Origin of the sequence: Rudanella lutea DSM 19387 (assembly GCF_000383955.1) — a bacterium.
Lineage (GTDB): Bacteria > Bacteroidota > Bacteroidia > Cytophagales > Spirosomataceae > Rudanella > Rudanella lutea.
Genome location: NZ_KB913013.1, coordinates 1431249 through 1448645 on the forward strand (window position 1 = coordinate 1431249; position 17397 = coordinate 1448645).

Below are 17397 nucleotides of genomic sequence, written 5' to 3' on the forward strand. Positions count from 1 at the left end.
GACAAAAAATAAACGGGGCTGGCATCGGAATATAAACCGACGCCAGCCCCGTTTATCGTTTTGGGCTTATGGTTTAGGAGTAGCCCGAAGTTGCCAAGGACGTTAAAATCCCACTTTCCCCCGGTCGGTGCGCTCGCCCGACACAGTCTGGGTTTCGAGGTTGAAAATATCGGCCAGCGTCATGGGCTCGTCGGTGCGGTGGGCATGACCCAAATGAGCCAGCAAACGGTTGGCTTTATCTTCGGAGAGCTTACCGAAGGCATAATCGACCATCAAACGACCTTTCCGCAGCAAGGCTTTGTCGAGCAGGCTTTTGCTGGCATTGAACGTCGCAATTACCTGAATGTGCATGCAATCGGCCAACAGGCCATCCGTCAGGTTTAGAATATTCGATACGCTGTTGGTATCGCCCCCTGCCTCGCGCGATTGCAGAATCCGCTCGGCATCTTCAATAATGAGTACCGATTCGCGGTGATCCAGCAAAAAGGGAATAAACTCGGGCGATGTGAGGAAATTGGTCATGTAGGGCGGCAGAATGAGCATATCCTTCTTGACCAGCGAACTGAGCAGCTTAATGTACGTTGTTTTGCCCGTACCCGGCTCGCCATGCAGCAGCACCAGCCCTTTCGATTTGGGCAGTTGCAACAGATTGAGCAGCCTGTCGTGGACGGGGGCAAAATCGTCGTTATAGTGCAGGTTCACGTCAATATCGGGCGGCACAATATCGACCCGTTCGGTGTGTAGCCCGCCCAATCCACTCTGAATAAGGTAAATGTGGGTCTGATTTTCCTCGTGCTCGTACTTGAAGCTGTATGCCCCATCGAGCAAGGCTCGCATGGTTTCTTCATCGCGGTACAGTCCCTGCATTCGGCAGAAACGATCCCCCAAGAACTCCAGCTTCAGCACCACCCCCTTCTCGTGCTGGTAAATCTGCTCAGCAACGTGCCAACCTTGTTCGTTCAGCCGCATCGACGCATTGATCGGGGTAAACTGCCGCTCCACGAGCCACTCGCGCAGGGCAGGCCGGAAATCATCACTGAAATAGATGTAATTCGGGTAGCCCCCAAACGTCTGCACAAAGTACGGCGCAATAGGAAACTCGCGTTCTAAGTCGTTCGGGATATACAAATTATGAATCGTAGCGGGCACGGGTGAGCTATCGTTCATCCAGTGAAGAGAGTGTTGCGCTTTCAACGGTTGACAGGCGTAGGGGCCATTAGACAGCCGTCATGACCCTTGCGGATTCACGGCGGCTTACAAAGTTAAAACGTAAATCCTTCCAGATTTGGCGTGTACCGAAACAGTAGCTCAACCACACCCCGCTGAAACGTATTGACCGGGGCTTCGGGCGTCTGGGTGTTGTACGTAATACCGAGCCGGATGGGGTTGGTAAGCTGGTACTCACCCGAAATTTGCAGATAGCTAAGTGGTGTAAAGCCGAGGCTGTTGCGCCGGTACGACAACCCCACGCCCACTTTTTCCCGATACCACGCTTTGGCGTTGAAGTCGGTGCCAAGTGGGCGGCCCTGCGCCTGCGTGACCAGCACCGACGGGTACAGCAACAAATCTTCGACCGGCTGGAGCTTCGTACCCAGTTGTACGAATAAAGGGCGTGCCGACCGGAACAAGGTACGGCCCGCTAATTGGTATTCTTTGGCGATAAACTCCGGCATGGATACCCCACCGAAAAACGTGTCAGACTGGTAATACACCCCAAACCCCACGCTCGGAAAAGCCTTGTTGACAACGGTGAGCAAGTCGCCTACGGGCAAAAAACTAACCCCACCGGTAGCCCCAACGGACAGGCTGGCGTCGTTGGGCAGGTTCATCCAGTAAGCCGCGCTGGCGTAGATTCCGGTGGTACTGAACGTGCTCATCCGGTCGTTGAGGGCTTGCAGGCCAAGGCCAATTTTGGCATCGGCCACGGCCCCGTCGATGGCCAGACTCTGTGTCACGGGCGATGCGCCACCACCCCGAAAGCCTTGCCCCTGTGCCAGATTAAACATCTTCCGGCGAAACATGGCCGTCAGGTGCATGGTCTCGCGGTTGCCGGCATAGGCCGGGTTTATCGCCATCGGATTGAACTGATACTGATAATACAGAACTTCTTTCTGGGCTTTTGCGGGCACGACCAAAGCACACCCAAGCACAAGCAGAAACGCAATACGTTGGTAAACGGAAGCCATAGTTGAGGGATGAAACGTCCTGAAAATTCGCCTATACCAGCCAACTTTCCTATTCCTACCGGCAGATTCTTCACAAAAACAACGTGCGTACCGACTGGCTACCGGCCCGAAATACCGCGCCCAAACGGGCTACAGATTCGAAACCAACGGCAAATCGATACGCACGCAAACGGTTTACTTCTTCGCTCCCTCAGCCAACGACAAAATCTTGATTTCGGTCCGTCGGTTCTGCTGGTGCTCCTCTTCGGGGCAGTTTACACCGTCTTTACACTTGTTTACGAGCAGGCTCTCGCCGTATCCTTTGGCCACAAGCCGGGTTGGCTTAATACCTTTCGACTTCAGATACGCCACGGCCGCTTTGGCCCGGTTGCTCGACAATGTTTTGTTGTATTGTGCACTTGACCGGCTATCCGTATGCGACCGCATTTCGATGGTCATGGAAGGATACTTTTTCATTAACTCAACCAGCTTATCCAGTTCCGCAGCCGCATCGGTACGGATGTTAAACTTGTTGAGGTCGTAGTAGATGTTTTCTACCTTGATGACATCGCCCTTCTTAAACATCACCAGATCGGTTGTGCCAACGCCCTCTTTGTTAATCTTACTGCCCATAGTACCCATGTTGTCTTTCATGGCCTCCAGGGTGTAGTCGCAGCCTGCTTTGGTTTCGAAGCTGTACGAGCCATCTTCGCCCGTGATTACCTCCTGCGTTGTACCGTCGCATTCGTTGCGCAGCACCACTTTCACACCCGCAATGGGTTTCTTGTCCAGTTGGGTGGTTACGCGGCCCCGTAGCGTGTTTTTAGCCACCACCGGTTCGATGGGGACAGGCTTGGCAAGGGGAATTTCGAGCCGAGTAGGCTGGTCATCCTGCAACGAGTGGCTGGAGAAACCAATTTTATTGTCCTGATACCCTTCGCTGCTGGCCAGGAACCGGAACTCATTGTCGGGGTCGAGACAAATACGTACGTTTCCTTCGGCATCTGTTTTCAGCTCGCGTTTGTCGCTTGCATTGTCGGTGTCTTCAACCGCCAGCGAGGCATTTGCCAAAGGGGCTTTTGACTGCGCATCGACCACCACAACCACCAGCTCGCGACAGGGGAAGGCCGAGCCCTCGCGCCGGAAGCGGTAAATATCATCGTCGGCACCTCCATTTCGGCGGTTGCTGCTGAAGTACCCCAGCTTCCGTTCGCCGTCTGTCACAATGCCAAAGTCATCCTTGTTTGAATTGATGGGCTCACCCATATTGATCACCGTTTTGGCTTTCAGACCATCATTCGACATGGGTGCGAAGAAGATATCCAGATCGCCCAGACCGGCATGACCGTCTGACGAGAAGTACAAACTGCCTTTCTCGTCTACAAACGGGAATAGTTCATTCCCTTTGGTGTTCACCTCAGGCCCCAGATTAACGGGCGTTCCCCAGCGGTCTTTCTCCCAACGTGCCACGTAAATATCCGTTCCACCGAACCCGCCGGGCATATCCGACGCAAAGTAGAGCATCTGATCGGGTTCACCGTTGGCGCCAGGACCCAGCGAGGGGTGACCCGTTGAGTATTCATTGCTGTTAAAAACTAATTCTTTGGCCTCGGCCCACACACCGTTTTTCTGCTCGGCTGCGTAGAGTTTGAGCTTATTGACTCCATCCGACGACTCGCGGTATTTACCATCCGTATAGTTATTCCGGGTAAAAATAACGCGTGTACCATCTTTACTGAACGTGGCTGGCCCCTCGTGGTACTTGGTGTTGAGCGATTGGCTAAACCGGGCCGATTCGGTGATGGGCTTATCTTCGTATCCCAGTCCCTCGTTGACATTGATACCGCCAAAGTGTCCCACCGTTCGTGAATCGTTGGACGTGGGGGGCGTGTACTCGTCGCGACCCAGCGCCCGCGTTCCCTGGTTTGTGCGTGTGGTTTGAGCCGTTGCTTTGGTACCGCCTACACTGGCCGTTTTTACCGCCTTCACACTTTTACGCTCGGGCATGTAGTACAAATCCAGAAACGGGGTTTCGTTCCAGTTGAAAACCCGCTTCAATAGCTTATTGTCATTGCCCTGTGTCGATACAAAAACAAAACCGTCTTTGTACAGCATCGGGCTAAATTCAGCTTTGTTGGTATTGACGTTGAGGAAGTCAACTTTGTAGCTACCTGCATTGCGCGACAGCACACTGACATCGCGGTACAGCTTTGAAAAAGTAGGGCCACGCGAGTCGTCTTTCTGCACGGCATTGTATTTCTCGTAGGCTTCCTGGGCCTCGCGGTACTTGCCGTTGCTGGCCAGCGCCTGCGCATAGTACAAATAGCACTGCGCATACTCGGTGGGCAGATCACCATCGGCGATCAACTCCCGATAAACGCGCTCAGCCGATTGGGTATCGCGTACCTGCCGATAGCTGTAGGCCAGTTTGGCACGGGCCGCCCGCACATCGGCTTTCGATACGACTGTGTTGGTTTGCAGGGCCTGCTCATACAGATCAGCCGCTTTAGAATACGCCAGCATATCGAACTGGCGGTCAGCTTGTTTGACAATCGACTGCGACAGGGCCGGGGTAGCCAGCAGTCCCAGCCACAGCCAGAGGGCGTGTTTAGAGGTACGTAACATACACTGTAGGTGTTGGGAGTCGGTATACCGAACCGTCGGGCAACAAAAAAGGTATATTCTCGACAGTGCCGTTGGGCATCCATAAAGAATATACCTCTGATTAAGCAAAAACAACGCCAAAATCGACCGTTGTGTGTTTCTTATTAAACGATTGGGACTTCCGTTACCAGAAGCCCCAATCGAATTAAGAACTCTTAGAAGTAGCGCGGAGTCAGAATCTTGCTCTTCCCGAAACCGAATTCGTAGCGGAGCATCAATTCGTGCGAGCTGGGGGCTACCTGCCCCAGGCGGCTCACCGTGCGATCGTAGGCATAACCCAACCGAAACTGATCGCTCATTTGCAGTTCAACCATACCGACTACGGCATCGTTGGTGTACTCTGTAAACGAGTAGAACTGATTCTTACGGAGTGATACACCCAGGGCTACACGGTCGTTGATCCAGAGGTTTACGTTACCATCGAAACCCAGCGGAGCGCCTTCAGCGTACTTCACCAGCATTGATGGCTTCAGCTTGAGCACCTGGCTCAGACCCACCACAAAACCAGCCGCTGCGTAGGCGTGCCGACGAACAACGGCCCGGTTGACACCCGAATCGTAATCGCTAAGGCGGTTTTTGATCAGCCGGGGCACCGAAACGCTCAGGTACGAGCGGTCGTTGCTGAGGTAGATACCCGTTCCGAAGTTAGGCAACATCTTGTTGATGTTCTGCGCAAACGCCGGGTCGGCCGACACCCCCGCTGGCACCAGCTGCACCTCGGTGAGCCGGGCGGTCAGGTTGGTAACACCCCCTTGCAGGCCCAGGGCCAGCGTGGTCCGGTTTCCCATCTTGATCCGGAAGGCGTATGAAGCCATCGCCCCCGTTTCGTTGAAGAGACCGATCCGGTCGTTGTACACCTGCAAACCAACGCCAACCCGTTCGCGGTTCAGGGGCATATCGATCGTGAAGGTTCCGGTTTGCGGTGCCCCTTCCAGACCAACCCACTGGCTACGGTACAGTGCCGTAGCGCTCAGGACGTCGCGGCTCCCCGCATACGCTGGGTTCAGCGCCAGCATGTTAAACATGTACTGGGAGAACTGCTTGTCCTGCTGCGCCCAGGCCCGGCTGCCGCCGGCCCAGGAGGCCAGCAGCAGCACGACTGCCCAAAGTTTAGTTGAAAACTTGTTAGACATCGGTATTAGCGGTTAATCGTCATGTAACGTACGTAAGTCCGGCCGTTCTCGAGTTTCACACGGTAGAAGTACGTGCCATCTGGCAAGCCGGTGGTTCCACCCGTACGAATTCCTGTGTTCGACGTACCATCCCAATCGTTTTTGTAGTCGTCACTCTTGTAGACTACGTGGCCCCAGCGGTTGAACACTTCGAGTGATACCGTCTGGTTCTGCGCACCCCGGATCACGAACACGTCGTTGATGTTATCACCGTTCGGCGAGAAGCCTTCTGGGATAAAGATCGCCGAGTCGGTTACACGGAGTGAGAGCGGAGTAGCCTCGCCTTCCATCGAGTCGGTTGGGTTCCGGTTACCGTTGACGTCAGGGTTGAGGCCATTCGTCGAGATATCCGTTACCGTCATCGTGTTCGAAAGTGCGCTGGCGTATGCCGTATTGAGGAACGTGTTGGTCAAACCATTCGACCGAACATTCACGACAAACCGCAGGGTATCCGTCCGTCCGGCACCGAGGGTGCTGCTTTCTGGAATTACCAGGCGCACATCCGAATCACCGTTGAACGCTGGGTTCGGCTTGAGTCCACTTGTTGCTGATACAATTGGCGTGCCAATTACTTTGAACGAAGCGCCGGTCTGCTCATTAAATACTTTAGAGAGCGTATCGGTGATCGTCACGTTCGTCAGCGTTACGGTACCGAAGTTCTTCACAACGGCTTCGTACACCACATCGTAGCTACCATCTTCCTTCAGCAGGGTATCCTTCACAGCGAGGGCGATACCGATAAACGAGCGGTTCGGTACGCTGTTCAGAATAACCGGCGTCGGCTTGTTGCTGGTGCGCGGATCGAGCGTATTCATCGGATCGGGGTTTGCACCGGCCGTCGATGTATCGGCTACCATCTCACCACCCAGCGTACGGGCCGTAGCCACCGCTGAGTTATAGAACGTCAGCGAGTCAGCATTCTTCACGTTCACACGGACTACAAAGTTCAGGCTGCGGCTGGCACCCTTGGGCAGTGTGCTCAGGGTATCAACCAGCATCTTCGTCATCAGACCCTGACCCGTGTAGAGCGAGTCTACCGTGAGGCCAGCGTCGGCCGTTGGCCGAATCCGGTTGCTCAGGATCAGAGCGCCCCGGTTGAACGTGTTCGCGAGGTTATCGACTACCTGTACTTTGGTCAGGTCTGCCGTACCGAGGTTCGACAGCTTGATGGTGTACGGTACATCGAATACGCCTTCTTCAACCATCACCGGCGTACCTACCGACTTAGCCACACCCAGGAGGGCGTCGGGCAGATCGAAGCGTACCGGCGTCTTGAGTTCGCCAGCCGGAGCTGGGTTCACACCGTTGTTTGAGAGGTCAGTTACCGTCAGGGTCGTGCTGGCTACCGTAGCCGAGCCGATTACCTGTGAGTAGAACGGACCGTTGTTGCCATTCGGCGTGACGTTGATCGTGATCATCACCGAATCCATTTCGCCTACCGCCAGCTTGCTGTCGGGGAGAATCAGATTCACGTTGGTGCTGCCGTTGAAGCCCGTGTTGGCGAGCAGGTTGCTGCCTGAGCGGGTGGTTGGGCCACTCACAACCGAGAACGTTGCCGGTGCAAATGACTTAGCCAGGCTGTCGGTGAGCGAAACGTTCACGAGTTCTTTCTCGCCGAAGTTCTTCACCGTTACCTTGTACGTCACGTTGTACGAGTTGTCGGGCTGCTTCACTGTCGATACCGCGGCCAGGGCTACACCGATCGGCGTAACAGGCGTGGCTGGCAGGTTCTGCAACGTAAACACCGTCGCACTGGCGTTGTTGTTCGGGTTGCCGTCTCCGTCTGGATCAGCGTCCGCACCGTTTACCGAAGCATCTTCAGTCGTCATTCCGTTGGCCATTGCCGAAGCCATTGCCGTGTTCGAGAATGTACGATTCGAGTTGTTCGGATCAAGCTTCACCGTGGCACTCACGAAGAAGTACGTCGTAGCCGATGCTTTCAGAGTGCCTTTGCCGTCGAACACTTTCGAGTCACCCGTCCGGAAGGCCGGGTTGAACGTCAGGTTGAAGTTGCTGGCATCCGTAGTCGCTACAGATACATCCTGGATCGTGTGCGTTCCGAAGACCGCTTTCAGATCATCCGTTACCTGCACGTTGGTCAGGTCCGAATCGCCGTAGTTGCGCAGGCGGAACGCGTACTCCACTTCGAAGGTGCTGTCGGTCAGCATTTTCTGGCTCACCAGCGATTTTGCCAGACCAATCATACCCGGACGAACCGCTGAGGTATCGGCTACCGTTGCGCTCGACTTGTTGTTGGCCAGGTTCGGATCGGTCTGATCCGCGTAGGTGATCTCAGCCGTGTTCACGATAGCGCCTTTCTGGGTAGCCCGTGCCTGGATTGTGAGGGTCTGCGTAGCGTTGGCCGCCAGCACACCATACCACTTCGTTACGGCACCATTGCTTACATTATAGTCGCCCGGCAGCAGCTCCAGACCCGTCGGAATCACGTCACGTACCGTAACGTTGGTTGCCGCTTTAGGTCCTTTGTTTTCTACCGTGATCGTGTACGTTACTACTTCACCCCGGTTCAGTGCCGACTTGCTAGCCACTTTCGTGATCGCGAGGTCAGCCCGGTTGGTATCAGCAGCACAGTTGAACGTCTTCACTTCGATAGCGGCCGGGGCGCTTACGCAACCCGCTGCGTTCGTCTTGAATGCGTAGTATGTACCATCGGTAACTGCATCGGGGCGCATAACCAGACCTGAGGTTACGAGCGGGCCGGTCCGGAAGGCGTAGCTTACGCCCGCGGTTGCCGTTTCGCTCAATGCCGTGGTCAGGTCGACCGTCGTAGCCGGGCAGGTGTTACGCTTGTTGGTAACCAGCGGAGCCGCCAATTGCGTACCTACCGTTACGGATACCGACTCCGACATCAGCGAGCTACAGCCAGCCGCGTCGAACACCTGCACGCTGTACACACCGCTTTGTTTTACAACGATGCGGTTGGTCGTGGCCTTGTTGCTCCAGAGGTAGCTGCTGCCGGCCGAAGCCTGCAGCACTACCGAGTCACCGTAGCAGAGGTTCGTAGAGCCCAGCACCGCGATGGTCGGAACCTCTTTCACCCCTTCAATCGTCAGCACCATGGCGTCGGTGGCGGGCACACAGGTAGAGTTACCTGTGCGCACCGTCATCGTCAGCGTTACCTTACCCGCCTGTACATCGGCCAGTGACGGCGTGTACGTGGGGGCTGCGGAGAACGGATCGCTAAACTTACCGGTACCATTGCTGGTCCACTGGATAGCGATGCCGTTTCCGGTTGCTTTACCATTCAGTTTGTACGTCTTAGCCGCACAAATCTTATCGTCACGACCAGCGTCGGCTGTCAGCGGGTTCTCAGCGCATGGGATCTGCTGGCCTTCGCAAGCGATGATACCCACGTTGATTACTGAGCCGAGGCTGTAGCAACCTGCAGTCGTTTTCTCAAATGCGTAGTAGACACCTGACGTGCTCACCGCACCTGGGTTGGCTACGCGAGTAGCCGCGCTCGGTGTTGCGCTGGTGTAGAATTCGAACACACCACCCTGAGTTGATGCAGTCGAAACAACACCCTGAGCCAGATTCACCGAAGTGAACGGACACGCGTTGGTCAGATCCTTCGTGGTTGGCGGTACTACTTTGCCACCTACTGAGATCGTCACGGGGTTCGAAGCTGCGCTCTTACAGTTGTTCGAGGTGCAGCACTGAGCCGTGTAAACCACGTTGCGAGCCGGTGTTACCGTGATCGAGTTGCCAACCTGCTCGTTTGACCAGATCGCGTAGGCACCAGCCGGGCAACCCGTTGCTACCAGTGTGATCGGTGAGCCGAAGCAAATTGATGCGCTCGTTACCGTTGTCGTACCCGAAGTCTGGATGCTGATCGTCGGTGCGTTTGGTCCACCTACCGTGATGGTGCATGACGGAGACCAGTCGCTTACGCAAGCACCCCGGATACACTTCACGCGGTACACATGGTCGGTTGCCGTCGGCGTTACCACGATTGAGGCACCCTTCATACCATTCGACCACTCGTACTGACCACCGGCGCAGCCCGTTGCTTCGAGCGTTGTTTGCTCACCGGCGCAGATCACCGGCTTATTGCAGGTTACAACGGGTGGCTGTGGTACAACCACTTCCGTATCGAAGCTGTGCGACTCCTTGCTGGTGCAACCATTTACGGTGCAGGTAGCCATGAGCCATACGTTCTGAACAACCGGTGCAATTACGATGGTGTGACCCGTCATACCGTTCGACCAGGTTACCGTACCATTTTCGCAACCGCTGGCGGTGAAGGTTACCGAAGCACCCGCACATACCGTTGTCGACGAACCGTTGATTACCGGCGGAGCCACTACCTGTACAGCCACCGGAGCACCTGCTGCATCGAGCGATGCGCAGATACGGTTCTGGGCAATCAGGCTCAGCACTTCGGCTGCCTTCGTTATACCCGGCCGTACAATCGACAGGTCGAGGAAGTTAGGCGTACCTGAGGTAGCGTTGTACACCAGCGTATGTACGCGGTAGTTGGCGTTCTCAGAGGCCACTGTGAAGCTTGGCGTTGGGCTCGTAGCCTGGATAACCAGATCCGTGCCTTTCGTCAGAACATACAGGGTTGAGTAACCAGCCGGTACAACCTGATTACCGTTCGGTGTAGCAGCCACCACAACCGAGTTAGCCGTTCCGGCACATACCGTACCCGACTGAGCGGTGAGTGTACCTGCCGATGCCGTGCAAGTCAGGTTCGTTACGATCGTAATCGTGTTCGATGGATCGCTCAGGCACTGACGGTACTTACAGAAGGCCTGGTAGCTCTGCGTACCCGATGCTGATACGACGATCGACGTTGTCGTTGCGTTGTTCGACCACAGTACTGAGCCTGCTGGGCAAGAAGCCGTCAGCGTTACGCTCGTGCCGGGCTGAACCGCCGTAGCTGATGCCGTAATCGTCGGTGCCGTCGGTTTCACTACCGTGATCGAGTACACTGGCGAGCTGGCACTTACGCAGGCTCCGTTCTGGCAAGTCACTGAGTAACCCGTGGTTACCGTTGGGCTCACTGTGATGCTGGCCGTGGTTTGACCCGTGCTCCAGCGTGGTGTGCCTGTGCAATTAACTACCTCCAGTACTACCGACTCACCTGGGCAGATTACTGACTCGCTGCACACCACCGTCGGGGTTGGCATCGGCGTAATCGTGACACGGATGGTGTTCGAACGTGGCGTACCACAAGCCGAACCTTCGCGGCACACTGCATAGAACTCATTCATTTGAGCCGTTGGCGTCACCGTGATGATATTGCCGATCTGACCCGTTGACCAAACTACCGTACCGCTGGTGCAGCCTGTAGCCGTCAGAGAGATAGGCTCATTACCACAAGTAGTCGTCTTCGAAGCGGCAATGGTTGGCGGAGTACCATTGTTGGTGTTCACCGTTACCATTTCACCGTTCGAGCTGGCGCTGCGGCACGTACCGATCTGGCAAGATGCCGAGTAGGTCGTGGTAGTGGTTGGCATCACAACGATGCTTGAACCCGTTGCACCATTGCTCCAGACAATCGTACCAGCGGCACATCCGTCGGCTACGAGCGTTACACTCTCACCTGAGCAGATGATTGGCTTGCTTGGGCGACGAACGATCGGAGCCGTTGGGTTCACGATCTGGATCGTGGCTGGTGCCGAAGGCTCGCTCAGACACTCGCGTACTTTGCAGACAGCGAAGTAGCTGATGTTCGTTGTCGGGTTAACCACGATGCTGTTGCCCGTGCGCTGGTTGCTCCACTGGATAGTTCCGTTGGCACAACCTGATGCGGTCAGCGTTACGCTGCCACCCGAGCAGACTGACGCGCTCGATACCGTTACCGTTGGTACGGCTGGCGCTACAATCTGGATCGTGTAGTTATCCGATTTCGGACTGCGGCATGCGCCGTTGGTGCAGGTTACGAAGTAGGTGTTGTTACCTACCGTTGGCTGTACCGTGATCGACGCACCGGTCTGACCCGTGCTCCACATTGGCGTACCGAGGCAGTTTTGTGCCGTCAGCTCGAGCGATTCGCCTGGGCAAACCACCGATGTGCTGCAGATAACCGTTGGCTTCGGCAGGTCGCCACCCAGTTCGATTACTTTCTGTGCTTCTGGGCTGAGGCAGTTAGCGATGCGGCAGTTGGCCGTGATCGTTGTCCGCTCGTTGATGATCGTTGAAATCACCGAGCCTGTTGCACCCGTGCTCCACAGTACGGTACCACCTTCGCAGCCTACGGCCGTCAGGCTAACTGTACCACCGGCACATACGGTGCCTGCGCTGGCCAGAATCGTCGGAGCAGTTGGGTTGTTTACCGTCACTGTGATCGAATTCGAAGCTGAGCTGCGGCAGCTACCTACTACGCAGGTTGCGGTGTAGGTCGTCGTTGTGGTCGGACGTACCGTGATTGAGGCTCCTGTCTGACCATTTGACCAGATCACGTTGCCGCTGCACTGGTTTGCGATCAGGGTGGTAGTCTCACCCGCACAGATTTGCGTCAGAGCGCAGACAATGTGCGGTGGCTGTACGTTGCACTGGACAACCGGGATGGTTACCGTGGCCGTATTGTTTTGCAGTTTGGTCTGATCGTCGTTCGTACCCGTGATAACCGCCGTAGCCGAGATGGTACCCGAACCCGTGATTACTACTTCGACGAACAGGTTGCGGCATTCGCCAACAGCCATGTTTCCAATCGACCATGAGCCCGTTGCCGGGTTGTAGGTACCTACCGATGGGCTGGCACTTACGTACGATACTGAGGTCGGCAGCGGGAAGTTCACCACTGCGTTCTGACCCGTTACCGGTCCGTTGTTGCAAGCTGTCACGACGTACGTTACCGTCTGACCCACGCTGTATGAACCACCTGGCGTCAGCGTCGCCGACACAGCCAGATCAGCCTTGCACTGACCTACTACTACGGTCAGGGCGGTACGAGTTCCGCTTACGCAACCTTCTTCGGTAACTGCTTCAGCGTAGTATACCGACGTTGCCGTTGGCGTAATTGTCAGTTTACCCGCGCTGGCCGTCTGACCCAGGAAGTTGTTCTTCGCGTCGTACCAGTTGATACGAGCACCTTCAGCCGAGAAGCCGATCAGCTTCGTGCTTTGTCCCTGGCAAACCAGCGTATCGTCGCAGGCAACGCCAACCGGTGCATCCGGCCGCTCGTTGATGTCGATTACGATGTTGGTTGAAGCCGGCAGACATACACCATTTCCGTCAGGATCATTCGTCCGGGCTGAGATAGTCACCAGACCGTTGTCAGCATCCATAGCCGACGGGGTGTAGGTGGCGCTCAGACCAGCCGTTACCAGCGTACCAGATCCAGTGGTTGTCCAGCTTACGCTGCTGGCACCGCCACCGATCGTTGCGATGAGCATTACTTTCTCACCTTCACAGATCGAGCGACCCGGTCCGAGAGCGATGGTCGGCGGGTTCGGGCATTCGCACGATACGCCTTCAACCGTCAGGATTGATGGGTTGCTGTAGCATCCGTTCAGTGACCGCTCGAAGAGGTAGTACTTACCTGGGCCTACGGCGGTCAGGTTCGTTACCAGTGTCGAGGTCATCGGATCAATACCCGTGCGCCATTCGAATACATTCGTACCCGTTGTGGTGCTAGAGTATACCTTCGTCAGGTTCACCGTACCACCGCTGGTACATACCGTAAGCCGCTCTGGGCAGGTCGGGGTCGGTGGTTTACGCGTTACCTCGATGGCAAACGGTGTGCGTGCTGTTGGGCAGGCCGTGTTGGTCGTGCTTACGATTTCAGCATAGTACACAGTCGTTGTCGTCGGGCTCACCGTAAACGATGCGCCGTTGGCTACTGTGCCGAGGAGGCCATTTGAGCCGTTCGGCGTCAGGTACCAGTTGATACCCGCAGCACCTGGCGACGAAGCAGTCAGCGTAACTACACCGCCTTCGCAGATGGTGGTGCTGCTTGCTACCACTACTGGTGCGATTGGCGTACTTGGGCAGGCTGGGATCAGACCGGCGTCAACCGTGTTGTTCACCTGACCGGCGGTCAAGCTAATCACACCCGTTGAGCCCATTTGACCTGTCAGGCTGCTCACGTTCGAATCTGTGGCAGTGTTCGTACCGGCCAATGGAGCCGTGAACGTTGAACCAACCGGAGCCGTGAAGACCACATAGTAGTTACCCGGCATCAGACCCGTAAAGCTATAGAGACCCGAAACATTGGTTGAGGTCGTTGCTACAGGGTTGGGGTTACCTGGTTGATAGAGCGTCACAACAACGTTCGGCACACCCGGCTCGCCCGGATCCTGCTGGCCATTGCCATTCGTGTCACTCCACACAAAGTCACCCAACGAAGCTGGCAGCGGAGTCAGACCGGCGTCAACCGTGTTGTTCACCTGACCGGCAGTCAAGCTAATCACACCCGTTGAGCCCAGCAGACCCGTCGTGCTGGCTACGTCACTATCCGTTGCATCCGAACCCGTATTCGGGGTTGCAAATGTTAATCCTTGCGGAGCCGTGAAGACCACGTAGTAGTCGCCCGGCGCCAGACCTGTGAAGCTGTATGCACCCGTGGCCGTGGTAGTCACACTCCGAATCGGCGTGGGGTTACCTGGCTGATAGAGCGTTACCACAACACCTGGCACACCCGGTTCACCCGGATCCTGCTGACCGTTGCCATTCGTATCACTCCATACAAAGTCACCCAATGAGGCTGGCAGCGGTATGATACCCGCGTCCACCGTCAGGTTCTGCTCACCCGCGCTCAGACTGTACACACCCGTCGAGCCGCTCTGACCCGTGAAGCTCTGCGCATCACTGTCCGTTACGTCCGAACCTACGTTCGCCGTCGTGAAGGTGAACCCACCCGGAGCCGTGAAGACCACGTAGTAGTCACCCGCATCCAGGTTCGTGAACAGATACGTACCCGAGGCCGAAGTCACCTGCGTGGCCAACGGAGCCGCGCTCAGGCTGCTGTAGAGCGTCACCGTTACGTTCGAGACACCCGTCTCGGTGGGGTCCTGCTGACCGTTCTTGTTGGCGTCAAACCAGACGTAGTTGCCCAGCGAAGCCTTCAGCGGAATCAGACCCGCGTCGATAGTCGGGTTGTTCTCACCCGCCGTCAGGCTAACGATACCCGTTGAGCCCAGCAGACCCGTCGTGCTGGCCACATCGCTGTCGGTAAGATCCGAGCCCGTGTTGGCCGTCGTGAAGGTGGTGCCCTGCGGAGCCGTGAAGACTACGTAGTAGCTACCCGCCGTCAGGCCCGTGAAGCTGTAGAAACCAGACGTGTTAGTGGTCGTGCTGGCCACCGGCGTGCCAGCTGCGGTGAAGAGCTGTACCGTTACATTAGGGACACCTGTCTCACCCGCATCCTGCTGGCCGTTGCCGTTGCTGTCGATCCAGACGTAGTCGCCCAGCGAAGCCAGCAGCGGTACCAGACCCGCATCGACCGTCGGATTGTTCTCACCCGCCGTCAAACTGATCACACCCGTCGAGCCCAGCAGCCCTGTCGTGCTGGCGATATCGCTATCGGTCAGATCCGAGCCTGTGTTCGAGGTGGTGAAGGTCGTGCCCTGGGGGGCCGTGAAGACCACGTAGTAGTCGCCCGGCGTCAGGCCCGTGAAGCTGTATGCACCCGTGGCCGTCGTGGTGGCGCTGCCTACTGGGGTGGGGTTACCTGGCTGGTAGAGTGTCACTACAACACCCTGTACGCCCGGCTCACCGGCATCCTGCTGGCCGTTGCCATTCGTATCACTCCACACAAAATCACCCAACGAAGCGGGAAGTGGCAATAAGCCGGCATCAACCGTCAAATTACTCTCTCCACCTACGAGGGTGTATGTTTGTGTTCTTCCTATTAATACATCAGCGTCGCTATCGACAGCATCGGCCCCAGTTCCACTAATCGGAGAGGTTGAGTTAGCCGTCGTAAAGGTGAAGTTCGTGGGGGGAGTAAATACTACGTAGTACTCACCCGGAACCAGATTAGCAAACAAGTACGAACCATTGGCATCGGTAACTGTAGTAGATACCGCGCTGGTGCTACCCGGCTGGAACAACTGAACCGTTACACCGGCAACGGGGGGTTCCAGATTCGTGGGTCCCTGCTGACCGTCGCGGTTGTTGTCGAGCCAAACATAATTACCCAGACTCGCAAGCGGGCCGGGCTCCACAATAATATCACAGCAGTTACCAGCCTGGCAACCGCTGAGCGATGCTACTAACGAATAAACACCTGTGCTCTTAATGATCAGGTTTCCGCTGGCATCAACCGAAGCCAAATCACTTGAAACAGCAGCAGTGCCAACTTCGGCACCATTCCGGAAGAAACGAACGCCCGAGAAACTCGCCGGGGCCGAAACTTCGTACTCATCACCTGCATAGAAAAGAAGCGGAATCGAGAAGCAGACATTATCGATGTCGTCTTCCAGATAGCTTCCATTATTCGGAACGGAGTCTACATCCGACTGATCCGCACCAATTACCTCGGCCGTCGTAAAGGCTACACCCCGCTCCAGCGAAGTCGCCGAAATGAGGACGGTAGCCGTGGTGTTGCCGGGCAACGATGCGATAGTCCAGTCACCGGTTGCAGCACTGAAGCTGGAAGCCCCCGTTGAAGCGGTGAATGAGTTGACCGTGATATACCCGGCGGGAATAGTGACTTTGACGCGCACATTAGATGCCGTCACAGTCGAACTATTGGCCACAGCGATGGTATACGTCAGCGGGCTGCCCACCTGAGGAGCAGCATTACTGATGGAGGCAGAGACCGAGAGATCAACATTCCCGGACGGTGCTTGTGCGGAAGCGCCCAGCGAGGATAAAAGCCCAAACGACAACATCAATGCGCTCAAAAAAGCCCATTGTGTTGTAGTCTGCTTTCGTAGCTGAACAATCTTCGCTGGCAAGGGCACCTGCCCAGTCCGATGGCTCCACCACCGGACAGCTCGCCGATCAGCACTCATGCCCAAGCCCTGGCAACAAACCAGCCAGCAGCTTTGGATAAGGTTGACCATGTTTCTTAGTAAAGGTTGCCCATTCATTAGAAAACTCTGTAAATAAAGTTGGATACGCAATTGACTATCAGGTGGGTGAGATTTTGAGTCGGGGGGGTCAACCCGCATCCCGAAGGCATACCGGCTGAACGCAGATGAAGTTCGGCGAAACCCTGAATACCCGAGCGAGGGTTCACCCTGTTTACCGGGGTGAGGAGAGGCTTTTTCAAGCCAGGCTCGCCCAACGAAGGGTATCTTTTCGATGAGTTGAGCAACCATGAGAATCCACCGGCTGAGCTGCCCCATTTGCTGGATGGCTCGCTGCCGTGTACGCTGGTTGCGCTTACGATCCGGAAACGTTTGGGTAGAGTTGACGTTCATCTGCAACTTAATTTGGGTAGGAATAGTGGTTAGTGTTTGAGCAATAGTATGAATGCA

Annotated in this window: 5 protein-coding genes; all 5 read right to left on the minus strand. The window is 55.9% G+C overall.

The features are described 5' to 3' along the window. Positions 1-102: 102 nt before the first annotated feature. Positions 103-1167: an AAA family ATPase gene (locus tag RUDLU_RS0106095; protein ID WP_019987468.1), complete on the minus strand. Its 1065-nt coding sequence runs from the start codon at positions 1165-1167 to the stop codon at positions 103-105. A 95-nt stretch (positions 1168-1262) separates the two neighbouring features. Then, positions 1263-2186, minus strand: a complete 924-nt coding sequence (locus tag RUDLU_RS0106100; RefSeq protein ID WP_019987469.1) for a PorP/SprF family type IX secretion system membrane protein — start codon at positions 2184-2186, stop codon at positions 1263-1265. A 174-nt stretch (positions 2187-2360) separates the two neighbouring features. Beyond that, entirely contained in the window at positions 2361-4790 is a 2430-nt protein-coding gene (locus RUDLU_RS0106105; RefSeq protein WP_019987470.1) for a carboxypeptidase regulatory-like domain-containing protein, read from the minus strand. 194 nt (positions 4791-4984) lie between these two features. Continuing rightward, a complete protein-coding gene (locus RUDLU_RS0106110) occupies positions 4985-5962 on the minus strand; it encodes a PorP/SprF family type IX secretion system membrane protein (RefSeq protein WP_019987471.1) in 978 nt (325 codons plus the stop codon). A 5-nt stretch (positions 5963-5967) separates the two neighbouring features. Continuing rightward, positions 5968-17340 (minus strand): SdrD B-like domain-containing protein, encoded by an 11373-nt coding sequence (locus RUDLU_RS0106115; RefSeq protein ID WP_425414106.1) that lies wholly within the window; start codon positions 17338-17340, stop codon positions 5968-5970. Positions 17341-17397 lie beyond the last annotated feature (57 nt).